Source organism: Melittangium boletus DSM 14713 (assembly GCF_002305855.1).
Classification (GTDB): Bacteria; Myxococcota; Myxococcia; order Myxococcales; family Myxococcaceae; genus Cystobacter; species Cystobacter boletus.
Genome location: NZ_CP022163.1, coordinates 4972462 through 4994018, shown reverse-complemented (window position 1 = coordinate 4994018; position 21557 = coordinate 4972462). Strand labels below are relative to the sequence as shown.

16 protein-coding genes are annotated in these 21557 nt (G+C 71.5%); 8 read left to right on the top strand and 8 right to left on the bottom strand.

The genetic code is table 11. The features are described 5' to 3' along the window. The first annotated feature begins 36 nt into the window (after window positions 1–36). The 3 genes from MEBOL_RS21140 (at window position 37) to MEBOL_RS21130 (ending at window position 4449) form a co-directional block, all read left to right on the top strand. Window positions 37–954 carry a hypothetical protein gene (locus MEBOL_RS21140; protein WP_095979140.1) on the top strand — a complete coding sequence of 306 codons (918 nt, stop codon included), beginning with the start codon at window positions 37–39 and terminating at the stop codon, window positions 952–954. An 8-nt stretch (window positions 955–962) separates the two neighbouring features. Continuing rightward, window positions 963–2540, top strand: coding sequence for a PE-PGRS family protein (locus MEBOL_RS43715; protein WP_157775316.1), 1578 nt, complete (start codon window positions 963–965; stop codon window positions 2538–2540). Between the two features lie 91 nt (window positions 2541–2631). Beyond that, entirely contained in the window at window positions 2632–4449 is a 1818-nt protein-coding gene (locus MEBOL_RS21130; protein WP_095979138.1) for a serine/threonine-protein kinase, read from the top strand. Between the two features lie 37 nt (window positions 4450–4486). Here the strand turns inward: MEBOL_RS21130 and MEBOL_RS21125 are convergent, their stop codons facing one another. Beyond that, window positions 4487–5257, bottom strand: coding sequence for a transglycosylase domain-containing protein (locus tag MEBOL_RS21125; RefSeq protein WP_095979137.1), 771 nt, complete (start codon window positions 5255–5257; stop codon window positions 4487–4489). A gap of 58 nt (window positions 5258–5315) precedes the next feature. On the opposite strand from MEBOL_RS21125, the gene MEBOL_RS21120 reads away from it, so the two are divergent. Beyond that, window positions 5316–6008: a ferredoxin reductase domain-containing protein gene (locus MEBOL_RS21120; RefSeq protein ID WP_095979136.1), complete on the top strand. Its 693-nt coding sequence runs from the start codon at window positions 5316–5318 to the stop codon at window positions 6006–6008. On the opposite strand, the gene MEBOL_RS21115 is transcribed toward MEBOL_RS21120, so the two are convergent. Both MEBOL_RS21115 and MEBOL_RS21110 read right to left on the bottom strand, forming a co-directional pair. Further along, a complete protein-coding gene (locus MEBOL_RS21115) occupies window positions 6002–7603 on the bottom strand; it encodes a WD40 repeat domain-containing protein (RefSeq protein WP_095979135.1) in 1602 nt (533 codons plus the stop codon). The two genes, MEBOL_RS21120 and MEBOL_RS21115, sit on opposite strands and share 7 nt — an antisense overlap. Next, window positions 7600–9717, bottom strand: coding sequence for a penicillin-binding protein activator (locus MEBOL_RS21110; protein ID WP_179956279.1), 2118 nt, complete (start codon window positions 9715–9717; stop codon window positions 7600–7602). Before MEBOL_RS21110 ends, MEBOL_RS21115 begins: the two co-directional genes overlap by 4 nt. Window positions 9718–9993: 276 nt before the next feature. Here MEBOL_RS21110 and alkB point away from each other — a divergent pair, with 276 nt between their 5' ends. Then, a complete protein-coding gene (alkB, locus tag MEBOL_RS21105) occupies window positions 9994–10647 on the top strand; it encodes a DNA oxidative demethylase AlkB (RefSeq protein ID WP_095979133.1) in 654 nt (217 codons plus the stop codon). 27 nt (window positions 10648–10674) lie between these two features. Here alkB and MEBOL_RS21100 read toward each other — a convergent pair whose 3' ends face one another. The 4 genes from MEBOL_RS21100 to MEBOL_RS21085 form a co-directional block, all read right to left on the bottom strand. Continuing rightward, a complete protein-coding gene (locus MEBOL_RS21100; protein WP_095979132.1) occupies window positions 10675–12003 on the bottom strand; it encodes a hypothetical protein in 1329 nt (442 codons plus the stop codon). 22 nt (window positions 12004–12025) lie between these two features. Then, a complete protein-coding gene (locus MEBOL_RS43030) occupies window positions 12026–15124 on the bottom strand; it encodes a protein kinase domain-containing protein (RefSeq protein ID WP_095979131.1) in 3099 nt (1032 codons plus the stop codon). Between the two features lie 255 nt (window positions 15125–15379). Then, window positions 15380–16510, bottom strand: a complete 1131-nt coding sequence (dnaJ, locus tag MEBOL_RS21090; RefSeq protein ID WP_095979130.1) for a molecular chaperone DnaJ — start codon at window positions 16508–16510, stop codon at window positions 15380–15382. Between the two features lie 147 nt (window positions 16511–16657). Further along, window positions 16658–17107, bottom strand: coding sequence for a hypothetical protein (locus tag MEBOL_RS21085; RefSeq protein ID WP_095979129.1), 450 nt, complete (start codon window positions 17105–17107; stop codon window positions 16658–16660). A 139-nt stretch (window positions 17108–17246) separates the two neighbouring features. Between MEBOL_RS21085 and MEBOL_RS21080 the strand changes: the two genes are divergently transcribed. Both MEBOL_RS21080 and MEBOL_RS21075 read left to right on the top strand, forming a co-directional pair. Next, window positions 17247–19010: an ABC transporter ATP-binding protein gene (locus MEBOL_RS21080; protein WP_095979128.1), complete on the top strand. Its 1764-nt coding sequence runs from the start codon at window positions 17247–17249 to the stop codon at window positions 19008–19010. A gap of 119 nt (window positions 19011–19129) precedes the next feature. After that, window positions 19130–20092: a hypothetical protein gene (locus MEBOL_RS21075; protein ID WP_095979127.1), complete on the top strand. Its 963-nt coding sequence runs from the start codon at window positions 19130–19132 to the stop codon at window positions 20090–20092. Here the strand turns inward: MEBOL_RS21075 and MEBOL_RS21070 are convergent. Beyond that, entirely contained in the window at window positions 20089–20703 is a 615-nt protein-coding gene (locus MEBOL_RS21070; RefSeq protein WP_095979126.1) for a hypothetical protein, read from the bottom strand. The two genes, MEBOL_RS21075 and MEBOL_RS21070, sit on opposite strands and share 4 nt — an antisense overlap. Window positions 20704–20788: 85 nt before the next feature. Here MEBOL_RS21070 and MEBOL_RS21065 point away from each other — a divergent pair, with 85 nt between their 5' ends. Continuing rightward, window positions 20789–21553, top strand: a complete 765-nt coding sequence (locus tag MEBOL_RS21065) for a hypothetical protein (protein WP_095979125.1) — start codon at window positions 20789–20791, stop codon at window positions 21551–21553. The last annotated feature ends 4 nt before the right edge of the window (window positions 21554–21557 follow it).

Genomic DNA, 21557 nt, shown 5'->3' with positions numbered 1-21557 from the left:
GCGGCAAGGGGCACATGCGGAGAAAGTGACGCCACCGTGTTCCTTCCACTCCTCGCCACGCTCGCCCTGCTCGGTCAGGCCCCCGTCCCCCAGGGGGTACCCCTCACGGTGTTGATCGCCCCGCCTGAAGCCGCGGGCGTGCCCTCACACATCGTCTCCTTCGCCCAGGAGCATGTGTACGAACAGCTCAAGGCCGACGGGCTCCAGGTGATTCGCGCCTCGGAGCTGTCCCAGGGGCTGCCACCCGCGCAGCGCAAGCAGGTGCTCGGGTGCAACCGCCTGGAGGCCTCCTGCCGCGTCCTGCTCGGAGAGGCCGCCGTGGCCGACGTGGTGATGATCGCCGAGCTGGTGCAGTTCCTCAGCGGCTACCGGGTGGGGCTCAAGGCCTACGCCACGAAGGATGGAGAGCTGATCGCCGAGCACTACGTGCCGGGGGTGCATGAGGACCAGCTCCTCGACGCCTTCACCCAGGCGAGCAACAAGGTCCTGCCGCCCGTCGTCAAGGCGCTGCGCCCGTCCTCACAGCCCACCGCGCAGACCCCGGTGCCCACGACGCCGCTGACGCCCTCGGTCTCGCCGGACGCGTCCAAGCCGGTGTCGGGAGCGGTGACGGAGCGCCGCTCGGGAGCACCGGGGTGGGCCTGGATGCCCGCGGCGGGCGGCGTGGTGCTGCTGGGCGTGGGCACGGTGTTCCTGGTGCAGGCGCGCCAGGACTACCTCGCGCTGACGAAGAACCAGTTCGACACGCCCGCGCTGGGCATGGAGACGAAGCGGGCCGGCGAGCGCAAGCAGATCCTGAGCGCGGCGTCCTTCGCGCTGGGCGCCGTCGGCGTGGTGACGACGGGAATCATCTACGGCCTGTCCGGCAAGGACGGGTCCAAGACTTCGGTGCGGCCCATCGCCTCCGTGGGGAGCACGGGTGGCATGGTGGGCGTGGCGGGAACGCTTCCGTGAAGGAACACATGCGAGAGATGAAGAAGCTGGCCGCGGTGGGCGTGGGCGTGGCGCTGGCGGCCGCCATCGGCTGCTACGACTTCACCGGGGCCTATGACGAGTGCCTGGACAGTGGGCGCTGCCCCATCGTGTGCGATAAGAACGCGGTGGACATCCCGGGTGACTTCCAGGATGCCGATTGCGATGGCATCGACGGCGTCGCCGCGCAGGGCATCTTCGTCGATCAGAACGCGGGCGTGGACGAGGCCACCGCGGGCACCCGTGAGCGGCCCTTCAAGACCTTGAAGTACGCCCTGGAGAGCCTGACCCCGGACAAGCGCTACATCTACATCGCCCACGGCACCTACGAAGAGGAGAACCTGCGGCTCGACAAATCCGTCTCGCTGCAAGGCGCCTACTCGGGCGTGGACGGGGGCTGGCGGCGCGCCACGAGCTACCCCGTCACCCTCAGCGCCGGCGTCGTCGGGCTGACGGTGGGCAGCGAGAACAGCGGCACGGCCGAGGGTGCGAGTCTGGAGTGGCTGGACATCAAGTCCAAGACGAACACGGTCCTGGGCTCGCCCTCCATCGGCCTCCGGGTGCTGAACACGAGCAACGTGCGCCTGCGCCACGTGGGCATCGTCGCCGGGGCGGGCGCACCAGGCGGCTCGGGTCAGGCGGGAGATGGCGGCACGGACGGCGCGGATGGCGGACCCGGAGACAGCGTCTCCAGCGGGGGAAACATCCCGGGAATCAACGGAGGCGCCCCTGGCCGCACCTCGTGCATCAACGCCACGAGCTACGAAGGAGGCCAGGGCGGAGGAAGCGGCACCGTGGGCGCTCCGGGACAGCCCAACACGCAGGGAGGCGCCAGGGGTGGCAATTGTTCCAACTACAACGGAGGAACGGGTTCGTGCACGGCCGACGCGGGACTGGTCGGTTCCCCCGGTGCTGATGGCAACCCGGGACCGGGAGGCGACGCGGGAACCGGCGTGGGCCTGCTGAGGAACAACACCTGGGTCGCGACGTCAGGACAAATCGGTCAGCCAGGTGCCGCCGGGGCGGGCGGAGGCGGCGGCGGTGGAGGAGGAAGCGCCGACCGCAGCGGCATCATCGCGACGGGCGCGGGCGGCGGAGGTGGCGGCGCGGGAGGATGCCCCGGCACGCCAGGCCTGGGAGGACAAGGAGGAGGCGCCTCCATCGCCGTCCTGCTCTTCAACTCGAGCCTGGAACTGGATACCTGCAACCTGTTCACGGAGGGCGGCGGCGCGGGCGGCGCGGGTGGCGCCGGCGGCCCTGGGGGGCTCGGTGGCAAGGGCGGCCCCGGGGGAACCTCGTTCACGAACACACAGGGCGCCGACTTCGCCACGGGAGGCAATGGCGGCCCGGGCGGCCCGGGCGGTCCAGGCGGCCCGGGGGGTCCGGGCGGCAACGGAGCGGGAGGCCCCTCCGTGGGGGTCTGGTGCGACGACACCAGCTCCTTCACCCAGAACGCGACCACGTTCACGCTCAGGGCTCCCGGCCAGCCCGGCTCGGGGCCAGGGGCCAAGGACTTCACCCGAATCCAACAGAATGAATACGGCTGTACTCGTGCACCCTCACCGTGAGGTGACCAGCAGTCCACACCGGGGAGGCCCCGCCTGCCCGGTCGCTTGCGGGATTCCGCTCCAGATCTGATAGCCTGGAGGGACTGCGCCGATGTCTGACCCTCGTACCTGCGAAACCTGCGGCCTCGCCGTGCCCGTGGACACGGATATCTGCCCACGCGACGGAACCGTCCTGCTCGACTTCACGGCGGCCCCGCCCGCCAGCAGCGGGCACGGCACCACCCCTCGCACCTCGCCAGGAAAAAACGTGCACGTCATGGAAGACCTCTCCGCGCAGGATCCGCTCGTCGGCCTGAAGGTGGGGGAGTACGAGCTGGGCCAGCGCATCGGCGTGGGCGGCATGGGCCTCGTCTACGACGGCATCCAGCCGCTCATCGGCAAGCGCGTGGCGGTCAAGGTGCTGCGTCCGGAGCTCGCCGCGGCCGAGGAGCAGGTGGCGCGCCTGCTCGCCGAGGCCCGGGCCGTCAACGCCATCCGCCACCGGGGCATCGTCGACATCTTCGGCTTCGGCCAGGTGCCGGACGGCCGCCAGTACATCATCATGGAGTTCCTCGAGGGCGTGGCGCTCGACGCGCACCTGGCCGAGCGCGGCCGGCTGCCCGTCCACGAGGTGCTCGACATCCTCGACGAGGTGCTCAGCGCCCTGGGAGCCGCGCACGGCGCGGGCGTGGTGCACCGCGACCTCAAGCCGAGCAACGTCTTCCTGGTGAAGCAGCCGGACGGCTCGCGCTACGTGAAGCTGCTGGACTTCGGCCTCGCCAAGACGGGCCTGCCCGCCGGGCGCACCGCGCAGACGCGCACGGACATGGTGGTGGGCACGCCCGAGTACATGGCGCCCGAGCAGGCCCGGGGCCAGCCCGTGGGCCCGATGACGGACCTCTACGCCCTGGGCGTGGTGGCCTTCGAGATGATCACCGGCCGGCTGCCCTTCACGGGCTCCTCGCCGGTGGATCTGCTGATGAAGCACGTGGACGCGCGGCCGCCCCGGCCCTCGGAGTTCCTGCCGGGCCTGCCCGCCGCGCTCGACGCCTTCATCCTGCAGATGCTCACCAAGGATCCCGAGGCCCGCCCCGGCTCGGCCGAGCAACTGCGCCGCCAGCTGCAGCGGCTGCGCGATAGCCTGCTGGCCCAGGCCGAGGTGCCCACCCCGGTGCCCGCGCCCATCCCCGGGCGCCGTCAGTCCAAGCCCACCGTGGCGGAGAGCCCCAACGCCCACGCCGCGCGCCCGGAGCCGCCGGAGCCGCCGCGTCTGCCGTCCATGCCCGCGCTCGAGCCGCTGCCCGCGCTCGAGCCCCTCAATCCCGACTCCTTCCAGTCGTCCGAGCCCGTCCAGAGCGAGCCCTCGCCGCTCATCGAGGAGCCCATCGCCCCGCTGCCCGAGCCGCCTCGGCGCCGGCTGTGGCCCCTGGGGTTGGGCGCGCTCGGATTGATCGCCGTGGGTGGCGCGGTGGTGGTCTGGCGCGCGCCTTCCGAACAACCCGTGACCCCGCCGCCCGCCGTCGTCCAGGCCCCGCCGGCGACTCCAACGACTCCGCCTCCCACGGCCCAGGTCCAGACCCCGCCGGCTCCGCCCGTGACCGAGCCCGTCCAGGACGATCCCGACGTCGTGGCGCTCGTTCCCCCGCGGCCCGATCCGGGCACACCGGATGAGACGCCCAGCGCGCACCCGCCGGCGCCGAAGAACCGTCCCCAGGGGCCCACGCAGTTCATGCTCCAGGGCCGCATCCGCCGGTTGGACCGCACCATCCTCGCGCGCATGGAGGCCGGCCAGAAGCTCAGCCCCGCCACGCGCTCCACCCTGGAGAAGATCCGCGGCAAGGCCGACACGGCGACGACGGCCGAGGAACTGCGCCAGGTGAGCAAGGAGCTGGACGACTGGGAGAAGTTCTTCCTGCCGCCCTTGAAGTGACCCGGGGGCCCACCCTCTCAGGGGGGCCCCTCCCGGCTCAGTCCTTGTGGCAGCTGATGGGCTGGGCCATGGCGTTGCGCGCCCGCTCGTCCGTCACGAGCTTGTAGGAAGCCAGCTCCGTCAGCACCACGTCGCGATTCTCGCGGATGCGCGCCTCGTTCCGGCACTCGAGGGCATCATCGTAGAACTCGTAGGGCGGCAGGGTGAGCGCCAGCTCGGCGAGCTCCGGCAACTGGAGCGTGTCCAGCTCGCGCCCGAAGATCTTGAACGCCGCGTCCTCCACGCCGACGATGCCCCGCTCGAAGTAGAGGGTGGCCATGTTGTAGGCGATGAGCTGATCCTTCTGGAGGAAGCCGTGCAGCCGGTGGGAGGCCACCGCCAGCGGCAATTGCCCCTCGATGCCCAACATCCCCGCGAGCTGCGTGGCGAGCCACCGCTCACACCGGCCATCCCCTCCGGGCTCGGAGCCGAACCAGACGCGGGACATCAGGCGCCAGGCCCACCGGGGACCATCTTCCCGGGGCGTCTGGAAGTAGGTGGGGCACCCGAGCTGGGAGATGTACAAGGCCACCAGGTCCTTCGGCAGGCGTGAGAAGTCCGGCCGGGCGAAGCGGATGGAGCGCGAGCGGTCGAAGGTGCCCGCGCGCAGACTCATCCGCTCCCCCTCGATGGTGTGGCGCAGCTGCTTCTCCAGGTCGAACTCCGTCTCGAGCTGGGGCAGCTTGCTGGAGGCATGGAAGTAGGCGGCCGGCAGCACGATGCCCGCCAGCCCGATGAGGAACAACACCAACCAGAGCACGGTCTTCACGGCCCCGAGGTTATCAAGGGCGACGGCGACAGGGGTCTCAGGTTAAATCCTCCAGCACATGAACGACTGGCACCCCACCACCGTGGCGGCTGTGGTCCCCGCCGCGGAAGACCTCATCGAGCTCGTCCTGGAGATAGACGGTACACCCCTGGTGGGCCAACACCGGACCCCAGGGCAGTATGTGCGCCTGTCCCTGCCGGAACTGGGCGAGGGCATCTTCGCCATCGCCTCGGCGCCCGAGCCCTTCGGCCACCGCTGGGAATTCCTCCTCAAGGGAGGCAGCCCGCTGGTGAACCAGCTCATGAAGCTGACGCCCGGCGAGCAGGTGCGGAGCACACGTCCCGAGGGCCGGGGCTTTCCCCTCGCGCGGGCGCGCGGGCACGGGGTGCTGCTCTTCGCCACCGGCTCGGGCATCTCCCCCATCCGCTCCGTCATCGAGAGCATCCGCCAGGAGCGCGGTGCCTACGGCCCGGTGACGCTCTACTTCGGAGCGCGCACGCCGCGCGCGTTCGCCTATGAGAGCGAGCTGCGCCACTGGGAAGAGGCCGGCATCCGCGTGGTGCGCACGGTGAGTCAGCCGGGCGCGAGCGGCTGGCAGGGCCTCACGGGCTACGTGCAGGCGCACCTGGGCGAGGAGCCCGTGGAAGGCCGCGTGGCCTTCATCTGCGGCCAGTCGCGCATGGTGCAGGGGGTGATGGACGCCCTTCAGGCGCGGGGGCTGCCGCGCGAGGCCATCCACCTCAACTACTGACGCCGCTGGAGCTGGGGGGCGTCGTAGCTCACGGAGAAGAGGGCCGCGGACGGCTCACTCTCCTGATTGCCCACGGCCTTCTGGGGCGTCCACGCGGCCACACCCACCCACCGTCCGTCCGGAGCGAAGCGCACCCGGCGCACGGACCAGCCGAACTCGCGCGTGTCCACCGGAGCTGGCAGGCCCTCGCGCCAGAGAAGCAGCCGCTTGTCCCACCCCCCACTCACGAGCGCGTGCCCGTCCGGGGAGATGCCCGCGGAGGCCACCACGCCCCGGTGACCCGTCCACTTCTGGAGCACCTGGCCAGAGGCCGCGTCCACCAGCGCCGCGGCGTTCCCAGCGGCCTCCGGCTCGACGACGCCCTTCTTCTCTCGCTCGTAGACGGCGCGGGTGCGCTCGGCCGGGGCCTCGGAGAAGGCCACGCCCAGCCGACGCCCCGCCGCGTCCACGGTGACGTCATTGACGTGCGCGGCGAAGGGGAAGTCCGCGCGCGGCGCGAGCACCCAGCCCCGCTCGCCCCCATCCGTCCCCTCGGGCAAGGGGTCCTTGAGCGAGAGCACCGCCTCGGTCGTCCCCTCGTCGAAGGCCACGTCCACGCGCTCGGAGAACGGCGCCCCCAGCACCCCGCTCACGTCCGGGGGCAGGCACGCGTCGCACACCGCCACGTCCACGCCCTCGAGCACCAATCCCTTGAAGCGCAGGCTCTGGCCCCGGGCGAGCCGCGCCAGGGTGGAGCCAAGCGCCGTGGGCAGGGACACCGTCTCCTTCAGGAAGGCCGTGTCGATGCCCGCCGCCTCCGCTCCCTTCGAGCCGAGCACGATGGCGGGGGTGCGCGAATCCAGGGCGAAGCCGAGCGCCGCCTTGCCATTGAGGAGGCCACTCACCACCGCATGGCCCGAGTTCCGGGAGAACCGGACGCGAGCCTGGGTGGGGCGCTGTACCTCCTCGCGCGTGTCGAACACGCGCAGGTGCTTGTCCCAGCTCCCCGAGTACAACGTACCGTCCGGCGCGAAGGCGAGCGCGCTCACCCGGTCCGCGTGGGGCCGGACCTCGAAGGAAAAGCCCAGGTCCGCCACGCGCAGCACCGTGACGAGCCCCCGGACACCGCCCACCACGAGCGCGTGGCCCGAGGGGTGGAAGGCCACCGCCGTCAGGGGCTCCTCGGTGCGCAGGCTCGCCCGGGGCTCCCCGGTGACCGCGTCGAAGAGGCGCACCGTCCCATCCCACCCGGCGCTCGCCAGGAGCGAGCCGTCCGGCGAGAAGGCCAGCGCCTCCACGTCGAACTCGGACACGTTGAGCGCCTGCTCCTTCACGCGCAGGGGCGGAGGCCCCACCCGCCACAGGGACAGCACGTAGTCGCGCCCGTCCAGGTGCGAGTAGGCCACGCGCGAGGCATCCGGGGAGAAGTCCAGGGTCCACACGAAGTCGCGGCGATCGAGCACGTCCCCGTCCTCGAGCCCCACCGCGTCTCCGGCGAGATAGCCGCCCGCCGTGGACGCCAGACGCTCGCTCAGGTCCGGCGCGAGCACGGGCCCCGCGTGGCGGCAGGCCGCCAGGGCCAGGGCCCCCACGGCCCACCACGCACGACGGCTCACATGTCCCCCAGGGCCGCCGTCTCGTCCTGCGTCACCTCGGTGACGCCCTTGTTGCTCACGGACAGGAGGAACAGGGACTTGCGTGCCTCGCGCTGCTCATCGAAGGACGTCTTGCCCGTGGCGCCATCGAAGTCCTTGAGGTTGGCCAGGGCCTCGCGGAACTCCGAGCGGCTGCGCGGCGCCTGCTTCGAATCGAGCAACTGGCGCACCATGAGCGCCGAGTCATAACCGTAGGCCTCCAGCAGGCTCGGATCCCCGGAGTACGCCTGACGGTAGGCCTGCACGAAGCGGCGCGTGGCCGGGCGCTGCGAGTCCACGAAGAAGCCGTCCACGTACACCGAGCAGGTGACGAACTTGCCCCCGCGCTCGACGAGCTCCGGCAGGCCACTGGCCCCCTTGCCGCTGCTCCACGCGTTGGTGCCCAGCAGCATCACCGTCTTGAGCGTCTTCTTGCCCGTCGTCTTGCGGATGCGCTCCAGGTCGCGCGCGTCGCACGCGTTGGTGACGATGTCCTCCACCGCCAACGCCGGAGCCACCAGACTCACCCGCCGCCACTCGTCCGGGATGAAGATGGCCTCGAAGTCGATGATGGGCTCCACCCCACCCTTCATCTTCTCCATGGCCTTGCGCTTGCGGAACGCGTCCTGGCCACTCGTCTGCTCCTGCACCTCGCGCACGCCGGCGACGTAGTCGCTCCGGTCCTCCAGGTAGTAGCGGCCCACCAGCTTCTTGGCCTCGGAGGTGAAGGTCGTCTGGTCGTGCGCGTACGTCTCGGCGCCCCGCACCTGGCCGCCGTTGCGCACCACCTGGTCCCAGAAGTCGTTGGCCAGCTCCACGCCGTAGGGCAGGTTCGGGTAGAGCATGGCGAAGCTCTTGAACCCCTTCTGCTTCATCGCGTAGTCGGCGATGGCCCGCGCCTGCGCCGAGTTCGTCAGCATGTTGCGGAAGACGTACGGGCCAATCCCGGTGATGTCCTCCTGGCGCGTGAGCGTGAGCAGCGGAAGCTGGAGCTCCTCGGCCACCAGCGCCGCGCGCCGGGCCTCGTCCGCGACGATGGGACCGAGCACCGCGATGGCGCTCTCATCGAACGCGAGCTGCTCCATGCCCTGGCCCGTGAGGTTCACATCCCCCTGGGTGTCCTTGACGACGAGCTCCACGTCACTGCCGGACAGGGCCAGCTTCACGCCACGCAGCACCGCCTCGCCCACGGCCTTGTACTTGCCCGTCATCGGCAGGAGCAGGCCCACGGTGCGCGGCTGCACGTCCACGCGCCGGGTGGCCCGCGCCAGCAGCTCCCGCGCCTGGGGCGCGAAGGGGTGCGAGGGGGCCTCGGCGAGGAAGCGGTTGAGCGTCTCCTCCAGCCGCGGCCACTCCCGCAGGTGGTAGTAGATGCGCGCCAGCTTGAAGGTGAGCACCGGCCAGGCGGGATTGGCGGGGGACAGCCCCTCGGCCACCCGGGCCACGTCCACGAAGCCCGCGCGCCCCTCCACCAGTTGCTGCACCCGCGCCACCGCCGCCTGCTGCTCCTCCGGCGTGCGCGCCTGGCCCGCCATGTCCACGGCCATCTGCAGCGAGGGGCCGAAGAGGCCCGCCTTCTCCGCGGCCCGAGCGGCGTCCTCGAGCAACTGGGCGCGCTCGGCGCCCTCGGCCCGCTCGGCGAGGCTGGAGAGCGTCTGGTAGGCGTCGCGGTACGCCCCCACCTCCAGGGCGGCCCGGCCCAGACGGCGCTTGGCGTCGTTGGCCTGGGGGTACAGCGGATTCTCGAAGAGCAGCTCGTTGAAGGACTTGCGCGCGTTGGCGTAGTCCCGCGAGTCGTAGAAGAGGACCCCCGCCCGGTAGAGGGCGTCCTGACCCGCGGTCGTCTCGGGGTAGGCCTTGCGCACGGCGAGGAGGCTTTCCGCGGCCTGCTTGGGCGGCGTCACCTCCGCCTGCTGCACGGCTCTCGCGAGCGCCGCGTCCGCCTCGGAGTCCTGGCGGACCTTGACGGGAGCCCGCGTGGCGCCCCCCGAGGTCTCGTTGGCGCCAGGGCCCGAGGTCGTGGGCGTCTTGCAGGCGGTCATCAACAGCGTCAGCGCCAGCAACAGCGCGCGGCACGGAGAGAGGCGGGCATCCATGGTGGAGGCGTGCATAGCAGTGGGGCGTGGCTGCGTCGACAACCGAGCGGGGGAAGATTCCCCTGGGAAGGCGGGGGTTCTGCACCCGACGTGCCACCCATGTCCCCCCGGGAGTCCCGGAAGGGACGCGGCTTGAGGGCCACTCCGCCGTGGCCGGGGGCACTCGCACGCCCGGAAGGCGAGGAGGAAGGCAGGCGCCCCCCAGGGCCGCGTCCGCGCCCACCGGCCCAAACGTCATGGGGAGGAAGTTGTCTCGGAGAAGGAGGTTGTCTGGGCATGACGATGGAGCTGTTCGATCTTCCAGGTGCCGCCGGGCCGAGCCGGGAAGCGCTGGGTCCGGCGGCCGTGGTGCTTCGCGGGTTCGCGGTGGAGCGCGAGGAAGCCCTCCTGACGGCCCTGGAGCGTGTCGTCGTGGATGCGCCCTTCCGTCACATGGTGACGCCGGGTGGCTTCCGCATGTCGGTGGCGATGACGAACTGCGGTCCCCTCGGGTGGGTGACGGACCGGCGCGGGTACCGCTACGCGCCGGTGGATCCCGAGACCGGCCGCCCCTGGCCGGGGATGCCCGATTCATTCCACCAGCTCGCGCGGGATGCCGCGGCCCAGGCCGGCTTCGAGGGATTCGTGCCCGATGCCTGTCTCATCAATCGCTACGAGCCGGGAGCGAAGATGTCCCTGCACCAGGACAAGGACGAGCGGAGCTTCGACGCGCCCATCGTGTCCGTCTCGCTGGGACTCCCGGCCGTCTTCTTGTTCGGGGGCGAGAACCGGAGCGACAAGCCCCAGCGCGTGCGGCTCACCCACGGCGACGTGGTCGTCTGGGGCGGAGCGTCCCGTCTTCGCTATCACGGCGTGATGCCGCTCAAGGCGGGGCTCCACCCACGGCTGGGTGGCCACCGCATCAACCTGACCTTCCGCCGGGCGGGATGAGCCCCGAGCTCCCCGCACCACCGCGAATCACGGTGGGCCGGACTCCGCGGTGGCTTTCGTGCCGCCTCCCAGCCGCTGCTTGAGCGCGTCCAGGCCCTTGCCACCCGCCTCGCGGACCTTGTCCAGCGTGACGTCCGCCTCGTCGCGCACGAGCTTCGCGGGGTCGATCCGTTCGACGCCCTGACGCACCCGGTCCATCCAGGCGATGGGGCCGTAGACTTGCTTCGCCCGCTCCGCGCCCAGCACGGTGACGAGGAGGGGCTCCAACCCGCCGGCCCGGGCGATGAGGGCCTGTGCGAGAATGACGGCCGCGCGCGTCTGCAAGAAGATGGGCAGCTTATCGCCGTGCTGGCGCATCTCCTCGGCGCTGGCTCGCACCTCCTGGCGCTCCCGCGCACCGAGGTACGGACTGTCCGCCAGCTTGTCGAGGTACTTCGCGGACTCGTCATAGTTCTCGCGGCGGAAGTGGAGGAAGGCCCAGCCCCACCACACCAACTCGTTCTCCACCCCCAGCTTCTCCAGCGAGTGCAGGCCCCGCTCGATGTCGTCCTCGGCGGCGCGCTCCCGCTCGAGGCCCATGCGGTTCCAGGCACGCAGGAAGTAGCCCGTGGCGAGGATCGTCTCGCGCGACTGCTCGCGGGTGGTGCCCTGGAACACGGGAAAGCCCTCCACCGGAAGGGCCTCGGTCTCGGAGAGAAAGGCGGTCAGCTCCTCCTCGGCCGCGTAGTGGTACCCCGCCCCGCAGAACGACACGCCCCGGCTCGCCTGGACGGCCACGCGCAGCCCGGGCGGCCACGAGGGCTGGGGCGTGGCGCGCGCGAGTTCATAGAACACCAGATCCGAGGCGGGCAGGCGCTTGCCCCGATCCGCGAGGTCGAAGAGGAGCCAGATGCTGGCGAGGAAGGCGTGCTCCTGCCCGGCGTCGTAGCCTGGAAGGAGCGGCGGCTGCTCCGGCATCCACTTCGTCCACAGGAGGGGGAACTCGTCCTCGTCACGCGTCTGGAGCAGCTTGCGTGCCTTGTAGAACGCGATGCCCAGGTCGAGGTAGCTCCGGGCCGCGCGCAGGGCCTGCTCGTCGGTCAGGGGCTTCTCGGGAAGGGCGCGGGTCTCCTCGAGGGTCTTCCAGAGGAGTTCGATCTCCTCGGGCGCATCCGGTTCGCCATTGGCGCGCACCGTCAGCTTGAGGGCCCGGTAGGGCATGAGCGCCGTGGAATCGCGGATGCGCTTCTCGATTTCAGCCCGCTCCCTGGCGGCGCGCTCGGCATCCGTCGCGCGGCAGCCATTGCAGGCGCCGAGGAACATGAGCACGAGCGCGGCGGCATAGGTGCGCACAAGACGGACGGGCTGCGTTCGCATCCCGAGACTCTATGCCAGGAGCTCACGCCAGGGGAGGAGCCGGCACCGCCGCTTCCGGAGAGGAGGACACCGGCACGGGCGTCGAGGAGGGGCGGCGGGGCTGCAGGGCCCTTCGCAGCTTGGCCACGAGCACGTCCGGGTTGACCGGGTACGTGAGGACGTCATCCGCGCCCGCGTCGAGTCCGGCCTCCACCAGCCGAGGGTCCTCCGGTGGCGCGAGCACGAAGATGGGCAGCGAGGCCATCTGCTCCGTGGAGCGCAGCGAGCGGGTGAGTTCCGCGCCGTCCCCGTCCGGCAGACACGCGGCCACCACGAGCGCCTGGCTGCCCTGGGACAGGAGCACGCGCGTGCGGGCCACCGAGTCGGCGAGCACCACGCGCACCCCGTCCGCGAGGAAGCGCGCCTGGAGGGCCGAGGCCCGCGCGACGTTGGGCTCGGCGAGCACCACCGTGTGCCAGGCCCTGTCTCCGAGCACCAACTCCGTCACCTCGGCGGAGAGGGCTTCCAGCGCCGGGGCGGGCAGCCGGCCCATGGCGCGCAGCTTGGTGAGGGACTGCGACGCGGCCGAGGCCACCAGGGTGGTCGTCCCCATCTCCTCCACGAGCGACACCGCCGAGGCCAGCGCCAACACGGCCTTGGAAGCGCCCTCCACGAGGGGCGGCGCGTCCCGGGTACAGGCCCCGATGAGGCCGGCCAGCTCGCCCGCGTCCCGGCCGAGGATGGCCCGCACCGACTCGCACGAGGGCCGGGTGAAGGCCTCGCGGGACTCCTGGAAGGCCGCGAGCGCCAGCGCATACGCCACCGCCGAGGCCCGCTCGGACTCCGCGCGTCCGGCGCCCAGACGTTGGGCCACGCGCCGGGCCAGCTTGGCGAGCGCGGCGCCCTGCACGCCCACTCCGCCGAGCGTCGCCAGCGCGGCGTCCACCACGCGCGCATGCCACCGCGCCGCGCGGCCGAGGGGCCCGGCCTCTCCGCCCAGCGCCTCGGCGAGCGAGGGCAGCACGCGCACCTCCATGGAGGGCGCCACCGCCATCAACCGGGCCACCACGGCGGGTGCGTCCTTCACGGTGTCCGCCGCCACGAGCGCCACCTCGGTCCCGCCCAGGGCCATCGCCTTCTCCACGTCGGCCGCGCCGCTGCCCGAGGCCGCCACGCCCTGCCGGGTGAGCAGGCGCACCGCCGCGTCCCGCAGCTCCGCGTCATCCGACACCACCAGCATGGTGCGCGCGAGCGAGGCGGGCGCCTTCGCCGCCGGGGGCGCGGGCGCGGCCAGGGCCGAGGCGGACACGGGGGCCATCACGGAGATGTCCATGAAGGCGGACTCATCCAGCATGCGCTCGCGCGTGCGCGTGTGCTTGTCGGCGAAGGGCGTCACGCCCGGCTGCGAGTCCGAGCCCGCCAGCGGCATCATCTGGGACCACTCGCCCGGGGACTCGGCCACTTCGCCCCGGTAGAAACGGCCGATGGCGCGGCGCAGGCCCCCTTCCGTGGCGTAGATGCCGCGCACGGTGCAGCCGGTGATGAACTTGAGCTCGTCCAGGCGCGCCAGGTCCCGCGGCTCGCGCATGGCGCACACCAGTTCCTTGGCCTGCTGGGTGACGGGCACCGCGTCCAGCCGCTCCGCCTTCTCCAGGGGCAGCAGGGGCAGCAGCGCGCGGGGCACCGGCATGGTGAGCAGGACCCGGTCCGAGATGAAGGGAATGCCGCCTTGCTCGCTGAGGGCGCGCACCACGTCCTCCTGGGACAGCAGCCCCTCGGCCACGAGCAGCTCGCCGATGCGCCCGCCGGTGCGCCGCTGCCGCTCCAGCGCGCCCTTGAGCTGCGGCTCCGAGAGCTTGCCGACGACGAGCAGCATCTCGCCCAGCTTGCGGCGCGTGGGCCGCATCACCCGCGTGGGCACCGCCAGCACGCCCGCGCCCGCGCCCGCGCCGAGCGGCATGCGGCCGGTGCCTCCCGGAGCCCCCACGGGAAAGGCACCCGTGCGGCCGCTCACGGGCGGAAGCGGCGCCGCCGGAGGAGGAACCAGGCTGGCCACTCCCCGGGCCTCGGCGGGCAGAGGCGGAGGGCGCACGGGCGCGGGCGTCCCCGGACGGGGACCACCGAGGAACGGCGGGCGCGAGCGCACCGAGGTGAGCGGCGGCGGACGTTGAATCCCCGCGTCCGACCCCAGGCGGATCTCCTCGCCCCGCACCTCGTTGGCGCCCTCCAGGGGCGAGCGGCGGTTGGGAAAGCAGCGCTGGAAGAGCGCCGCCACGTCCTGGGGGCCCACGCGCAGGCGGTGGTCGAAGAGGAAGTTCTGCAGCGCGTCCGAGATGTCGCGGGCCCGGTGGTAGCGATCCATGGGGTCCGGCGCGAGCGCGCGGGTGACGATGCCCCAGAGCGCCGCCGGTACGCCCGGCACGGGAGCCAGGCCCTTCACGTCGAACTGGGCGATGGCGCGCAGCGTCTGGAAGTAGTCCGCCCCCTGGAAGAGCTGCCGGCCCGCGAGCAGTTCGTAGAGCATCAGGCCGATCAGGAAGAGGTCCGCGCGCTGATCCACCTCGGCGCCCTTGACCTGCTCGGGCGCGAGGTAGCCCGCCTTGCCCTTGACCACGCCCACCTGGGTGCCGCTCTGCGCGTTGGCCGCCTTGGCGATGCCGAAGTCCGCGAGCTTCACCTCGCCGCTGCTGGCCACCATCACGTTGGACGGGTTCACGTCCCGGTGGATGATGTTGAGGGGACGGCCCGCCGCGTCCACGCGGCCGTGCGCGTACGCCAGGCCCTCGGTGACCTGCTGGACGATGAAGCACACCTCGCGCAGGCCCAGCGGCACCCCCTGCGCCACGCCCCCGCGCTGCAGCGCCCGGAGGTTCTCCCCCTCCACGAACTCCATCACCATGTAGTACTGGCTCTCGAGCGCCCCCAGGTCGAACACCTGCACCACGTTGGCGTGCTGCAGGCAGACCGTCAGCTTCGCCTCGCGCAGGAAGAGCTCCACGAACTCCCGATCCTGCGCCATGGAGGGCAGGATGCGCTTGACGGCCACGGGCTTCTCGAAGCCCTCCGCCCCCATGACCTTGGCGAGGAACACCTCGGCCATGCCGCCAGCGGCCAGTTTGCGGATGAGTCGATACGTGGCCATGCCGGCACCTCCCCCACTCCCTGGGTTGCAGGCTCGGTATGGGCATGCGCGGAGGTATTGGTGAGTGCCCCTGGCCGGGGGACGCGATGAACGTCCACCCCCGGGCACTCAATCGGGGAGGGGCCTTTGCCCGCCGTTCACCGATGGCCAGCGCCCCACGCCCCCAGGGCCGGTGGGAGCTGGAGCGGAAAGGTGCGAGCGGGAAGCACCCGCCCCTTCACGGGGAGGCGGGTGATTTCCGTCCGGACGGAGAATTCAGCCAAACAGCTCGCGCACCTTCTCGAAGAAGTTCTTCGATTGGGGGTGCGCTTCCTCGCCGCTCGACTCGGCGAACTTCTCGAGCAGCTCGCGCTGCTTGGCGGTGAGGCCCGTGGGCGTCTCGACGATCACCCGCACGTGCTGATCTCCCCGCTGGCCGCTGTGCAGGTGGGGGATGCCCTTGCCCTTGAGGCGGAACACCTTGCCGGACTGGGCGCCCTCGGGAATGGTCATCTTCACCTTGCCGTCGAGCGTGGGCACGTCGATCTTCGCGCCGAGCGCCGCCTGGGTGAAGGAGATGGGCACCTCGCAGAAGACGTCGTAGTCCTCGCGCTGGAAGAGCGGGTGCTCGCGCACGATGACCGTCACGTAGAGGTCTCCGGCGGGGCCCCCCCGGTCTCCTGGCTCGCCCAGGCCCGTGAGCCGCACCCGTGTGCCGTTGTCCACGCCGGCCGGGATGTTGACCTCGATGACTTCCTCGTTGGGCACCTTGCCCGAGCCCCGGCACTTGCCGCAGGGATCCGGCACCACCGCGCCCGTGCCGCCGCACTCGGTGCACGGCCGGGACACGGCGAAGAAGCCCTGGGTGAAGCGCACCTCGCCCGCGCCACCGCACGTGCCACACGTCTTGGGCGCCGCGGCGCTCTTGCTCCCCGTGCCCGAGCACGTGTCGCACTTCTTGGGCCGCGGAATGGGAACCTTGGGACGGCAGCCGAACGCCGCCTCCTCGAAGGAGATCTCCAGGTTGAAGCGCAGATCCGCGCCCCGGTTGCTCACCCGGCCCCGGCCTCCCCGGCCGCCGAAGATGTCGCCGAAGATTTCCCCGAAGATGTCGTTGATGTTGACGCCCTGGAAACCGCCGCCGAACGGGTCTCCACCCGCCGCCCCGCCCACGCCCGCGTGACCGAAACGGTCGTACCGCCCGCGGCGCTCCGGGTCGCTCAGGATTTCGTAGGCCTCCGAGGCCTCCTTGAACTTCTCCTCGGCCTCATGGTTCCCGGGGTTGCGATCCGGGTGGTACTGCAGGGCCACCTTGCGAAAGGCGCTCTTCAGGTCCTGCGCCGAGACGTTCTTCTGAACTCCCAGGACCTCATAATAATCACGTTTCTGGCCCGACACCGCTGGCATCGCTATCAAACCCCTGGATCTATTGGACTTTCTCCGCGCGCGGAGTCCTCGTGGCCACTATAACGCACGCACGGGGTCCAGCAATCCGCGCCCGCCCCGGTCCAGAGGGCGGGCGCCTCGGGTCAAGCAAGCCCGGGGCGGGGCCGACTAGACCGTCCAGACGCGGTTGGCGGTGAGCTCCATGCGAGCGAGCCTCCGCTTGAGCACCGGATCGATGGCGCCCCGGGTGGCGGACCACTTGGGGACCACGAAGTGCAGCTCCGCGTTGTAGAGCTTGGCGGCGCTCGACAAGAGGCTCCAGCGGTTCTCCGCGGCCGGATCCTCCACCATGCCGGGAGTGACGATCTCCAGGATGATGGGCGTGCGCGCCGAGTCCGACTGGCGGCAGGTGAAGTCTGGCCGGTGATCCTCGATGGTCCCCGAGAGGACGGGAGGAGGCATGAAGCCGGGTAGACGGGCCTTGAGGTCCGTGCAGCCGATGGTCCGGAAGAACTCCGCCATCAACCACAAGAGGCGGCGGCGCTCCTCGTCCTCGACCACGGGCTCACAGCCCGGACTGCTGAGCATCGCTTCTTTTTCGGTGTTGTTCGTGTCCATGGCTGACCGAAAGCTGTCCGCACTTGGCTGTAGGAGCAATGAAGGCACCTACATTGCGCACCTGCCCGGCCGCTGGGCGGACGGAGGTGCATGGGCCTTTGCCTGGAGGGCCGCGCGATGACACAGTGCGCGCTCCGCCGTGGCGCCTCGTCCATCACCTGACATCTACCGACGCCTGCTGGGGTATGTGTGGCCCTACCGGCGCCTGCTGCTCGCGGGCCTGGGCGCGTCGCTCGTGGCCGCGGCCGCCACGTCCGCCTACGCCTGGCTCGTGGGGCCCCTCTTGCGCGCGGTGCTCACGGGCGGCGCGGTGGAGCTCGCTGGACTGTCCCTTCCCGGCGAGCGCCTGCTGAGTGTTCTCCCTTTGATGGTGGTGGGGGTGGCGATCGTGAAGGCCGGCGCCAGCTACCTCCAGGGCGGCTGGATGCAGCGGCTCGGGCAGCGGGTGATGGCGGACCTGCGCGCCTCTTTATATGAGCGGCTGCTCGCCTGGTCTCCCGCGGCGATGGAGCGGCAACACTCGGGCGAGGTGTTCACGCGCTTCGCGTCGGACGTGCCGATGGTGGAGTTCTCGGTGACGCAGGCGCTCTCGTCCTATGTGAAGGACGGGATGCAGATCCTGGCGCTGCTCGCCACGTGCCTGTTCATCGACGCGAAGCTCTTCCTGCTCACCTTCGTGGTGGTACCGCTCACGGTGCTGCCCGTGCGCGCCTTCGCGCGCTCGCTCAAGAAGGTGGCCCACCGCTCGCAGTCGAGCCTGGGCGCGCTCACCTCGCTCACCGCCGAACAGTTGCAGGCGCTGCCGGTGGTGCGCGCCTATGGCGCCGAGGGCCGGGCGCTGGAGCGCTTCGAGGCCGAGTCATCGCGCTACCTCGGGGAGATGCGCCGCTCCCTCTTCCTGCGCGGCGCCTACAGCCCCACCGTGGAAATCATGGGCGTGGTGGGCGTGGCGGTGGCGGTGGCCTGGGGCGCGCGCGCCATCTCCGGGGACCCCTCGCTGGCGGGACGGCTCCTGTCCTTCATCGCCGCCACGCTCCTGCTCTACCAACCGGTGAAATCCCTGAGCGGCACGCTCTCCCAGGTGCTCACGGGACTGGTGGGCGCCGAACGGCTCTTCGCGCTCGCGGACACGCCGGTGCCGCCGGACGAGGGCGCCGAGGCGCCGCCCCTCACCCAGGCCCTGACGCTCACGGGCCTGTGCGCCACGTACCCGGATGGCCGCCAGGCGCTCCAGGGCGTGGAGCTGACGGTGCCCGCGGGGGCCCGGGTGGCGCTGGTGGGAGCGTCGGGCGCGGGCAAGACGACGCTCTTCTCCGTGCTGCTGGGCTTCGTGCCCCCGAGCGGCGGCACGGTGACCTGGGATGGCACCCCCCTGTCCCAGCTCAAGCCCTCCAGCGTGCGCGAGCGCCTGGCCTGGGTGCCCCAGGAGCCGGTGCTCTTCTCCGGCAGCGTGCGGCACAACGTGCTGCTCGGGCGGCCCGGGGCGTCGGACGCCGAGGTGTGGGAGGCGCTGCGCCTGGCGCACGCGGAGGACTTCGTGCGCGCCCTGCCCGGGGGGCTCGACGAGTCGGTGGGTGAGCGGGGCGCGCGGCTGTCGGGAGGACAACGCCAGCGCCTGGCCCTGGCGAGGGCCTTCCTGCGCCAGCCCTCGGTGCTGCTGCTGGATGAGCCCACGAGCGCCCTGGATGCCCAGAGCGAGGCCGCGGTGGGAGCGGGGCTGGCCACGCTGATGCACGGGCGCACGGTGCTCGTCATCGCCCACCGCCTGTCCACGGTGCGGGACGCGGACCTCATCGTCGTCCTGGACGCCGGCCGCGTGGTGGAGGCGGGCACCCATACGGAGCTCGCCGCCCGCCGGGGCCGCTATGCCCAGCTGCTCGGCGAGGGCGCCGTCGCCGCCTAGACATCCGCCTCCTCCCGAGGGGCCGATGTCCATGGTCGAAGCGTTCACGGCCAGTCAGGGAATCCGTACTCAAGGGTAAATTCCCGTTTTCCCCGGACTCGCATTATACTCGTGACACCATGCTGGTCCCCTTCAGGCTGAATTCCCTTCCAGGGCTGCTCCTCGCCGCGCTTCCACCCGTCGCGGTGGCGGGCTTCACCTTCGCCCTGCTGTCCTACGTGGGAGGAAGTGCCCAGGTGTGGCGCATGGTGGGAGCCTCGGGGCCCTACAGCCTGCTGATGATGGTGGGCGTCCTGGGGGTGACCTTCGTCCTCTCGGCCTTGCTGGGCATGGGCCCCGCGGGCAAGCACGCGCCCCTGGTGGTGCTGGTGGGACTCGCCACGCTGCCCTGGATGCTGGGCATCGCCGGCTCGCAGGAGGCCATGGAGCGGATGCTCCCAGCGCTCCCCGAGGGCCGTCATGGAGAAGCGCTGGCCCCCTGGGTGGCGGGGACGGGCGAGGCCATGGTGACGCGGCTGGTGGGAGCGTGGATGAGCGCGGCGCTGCTCGGGGCGGTGGCGCTGGGGCTCGTGTTGCTGCACAAGCGCGCGTCCTCCGGCGGGGAGCAGGCGGGCCGGCTGCTGGGTGCCGCCCTGGGCATGGCCCTGGGGGGTACCGCCCTGGTGGTGGCGCTCGAGGCGCACCAGCTCTTCGAACTGCTTACCTCGCTCGCCGCGCGCACGCCCGAGGTGCGTGCCGAGCTCATCGCCCAGAGCACCGGCACGCTCGCCCACCTGCAGGAGCTGCGCGCGGCGCTGATGGGGCTCCTGGCCATCCTGGCGCTCGCGCTCGTCTGCTGGCAGTTCTTCCTGCGCCCGGAGGCCGTCAGCCAGTGGGCGGGCAGCTTGATGCTCGGGGCGCTCGTCGCCGCGGTGGTCGTCCTGGACGCGCGCCCCATGCAACTGGCGGCCCAGGAGGCCTCACTGGCGGAGAGCCCGGGCACGAGCCTGCCCCTGATGGTGCGCGGCATGCTCTCCGATGCCCTGGGCGCGGTGCCTCCCACGGGTCACCTGCCCGCGCCGGCGCTGTCCACAAAGCCCTAGATGAGCCAGAGCAACAGGGCCACGCCCACCACGAGCCCCACGGCGAGCACGATGAGCATGGTGAGGCCCTCGCGCTTCTGACGGCTCGCCAGGAGGGGATCGATGCCCCCCACCGGGAGCACGGTGGCGGGACGGACCGGCACGGACACCTGCGGAGCGGCGGGCGGAGGGGGAGCGGCCGACACGGGCGCCGCGCCTCCCGCGAGCACGAGCCCCTGGCGCGCGAGCGCGAGCACCCGCTGGATGTGGAGGATGTAGCGATCCTCCCCCTGGTAGTCCTCGAGGGCGACTGCGGCGCGCAGCAACCGGGCGGGAACGGGCTCGATGTCCGGGTGCACGACACTGGTCTCGGCGCGCGAGGCGCCCATCTGCTCCACCCGGCCGGTGCGCAGGCCCACGCCGCTCGTCCACACGCAGTGCTCGCCCAGGAGCGTCAACTCCTGGCGCTGCACCCGGCCCTCCGGGTCCACGAAGGACAGCAGCTCCGCGCCCTGGGGAGACAGGTGCCAGACGGAGCGCTGACCATCATCCCCGGGAGGCCCCTCCACGGGACGGGCCTGGGCCAGCGCCTGGATGGCGCTCTTCACTCGCTCGGACGACGGTTCGCTCATGTGCGGTGGCGGAGCCTAGGGTCGCCAGGGCGGAAACGGAAGGCACACGTTGGGGAAAGGACGCTCGGGCATTACGTTGCATTCCATGAGCCGTTCCCGTTCCCAAAAGATGGAGTTCGTCCACCACTTCGAGGGCGCGCCGGTGCTCGACGAGCTGCTCGCGCTCGCGGGCACCTCGCACGACAGCCTCACGGTGCTCGCCCACATGCGCCAGGCCCATGCCGAGGGACGCTCGTCCCAGGACGTGGTTCCCCACCTGTTCGACCGCGAGCCCCGCTTTGGCTCCCCGGAGCTCGCGCGCCGCTTCTTCCAGAACCTGCTCGGGCTGTGGGACCTGGTCGCGGAGGGCAAGCCCGTCCGTCTGGAGGAGGGCCCGCGCCCGCCCCGCCCGAAGAAGGAGAAGGTGGACCCGCCCGCCCCCTTCGCGCCCGGCGAGCCGGACACGGCATTCGTGGAAGCCGCTTGGCGTTACCTGGAGGACGACGACAAGGGGCGCACGCGCCTGCACGATGTGTTCGAGAACCGCCAGGACGCGCTCCTGGGGGAGCTTGACGCGGCGGGTCTCACGGACGAAGGATATGCTGTCGCCCGCCACCTGCTGTTCGAGCTGCACGCCATGCTGGAGCTCGGTTGGCCGCAAGGTATGGCGAGCGTGCCTCCCGAAGCGCTGAGGGGGCCGGGCACGGAGGCTTCGCCGGTGCCCACGGCACTCACCGCGTACGCGGACGAGGCCTTGTTCGAGGCGGAGCAGGACGAGGAGCACCCTTTGACACCCGAGGAGCTGACGCGTGTCCGTTCCCTGGTGAAGCGCGGCACGGCGGCGCTGTGGGGAGCTCGCAAGGGGAAGTGACGCA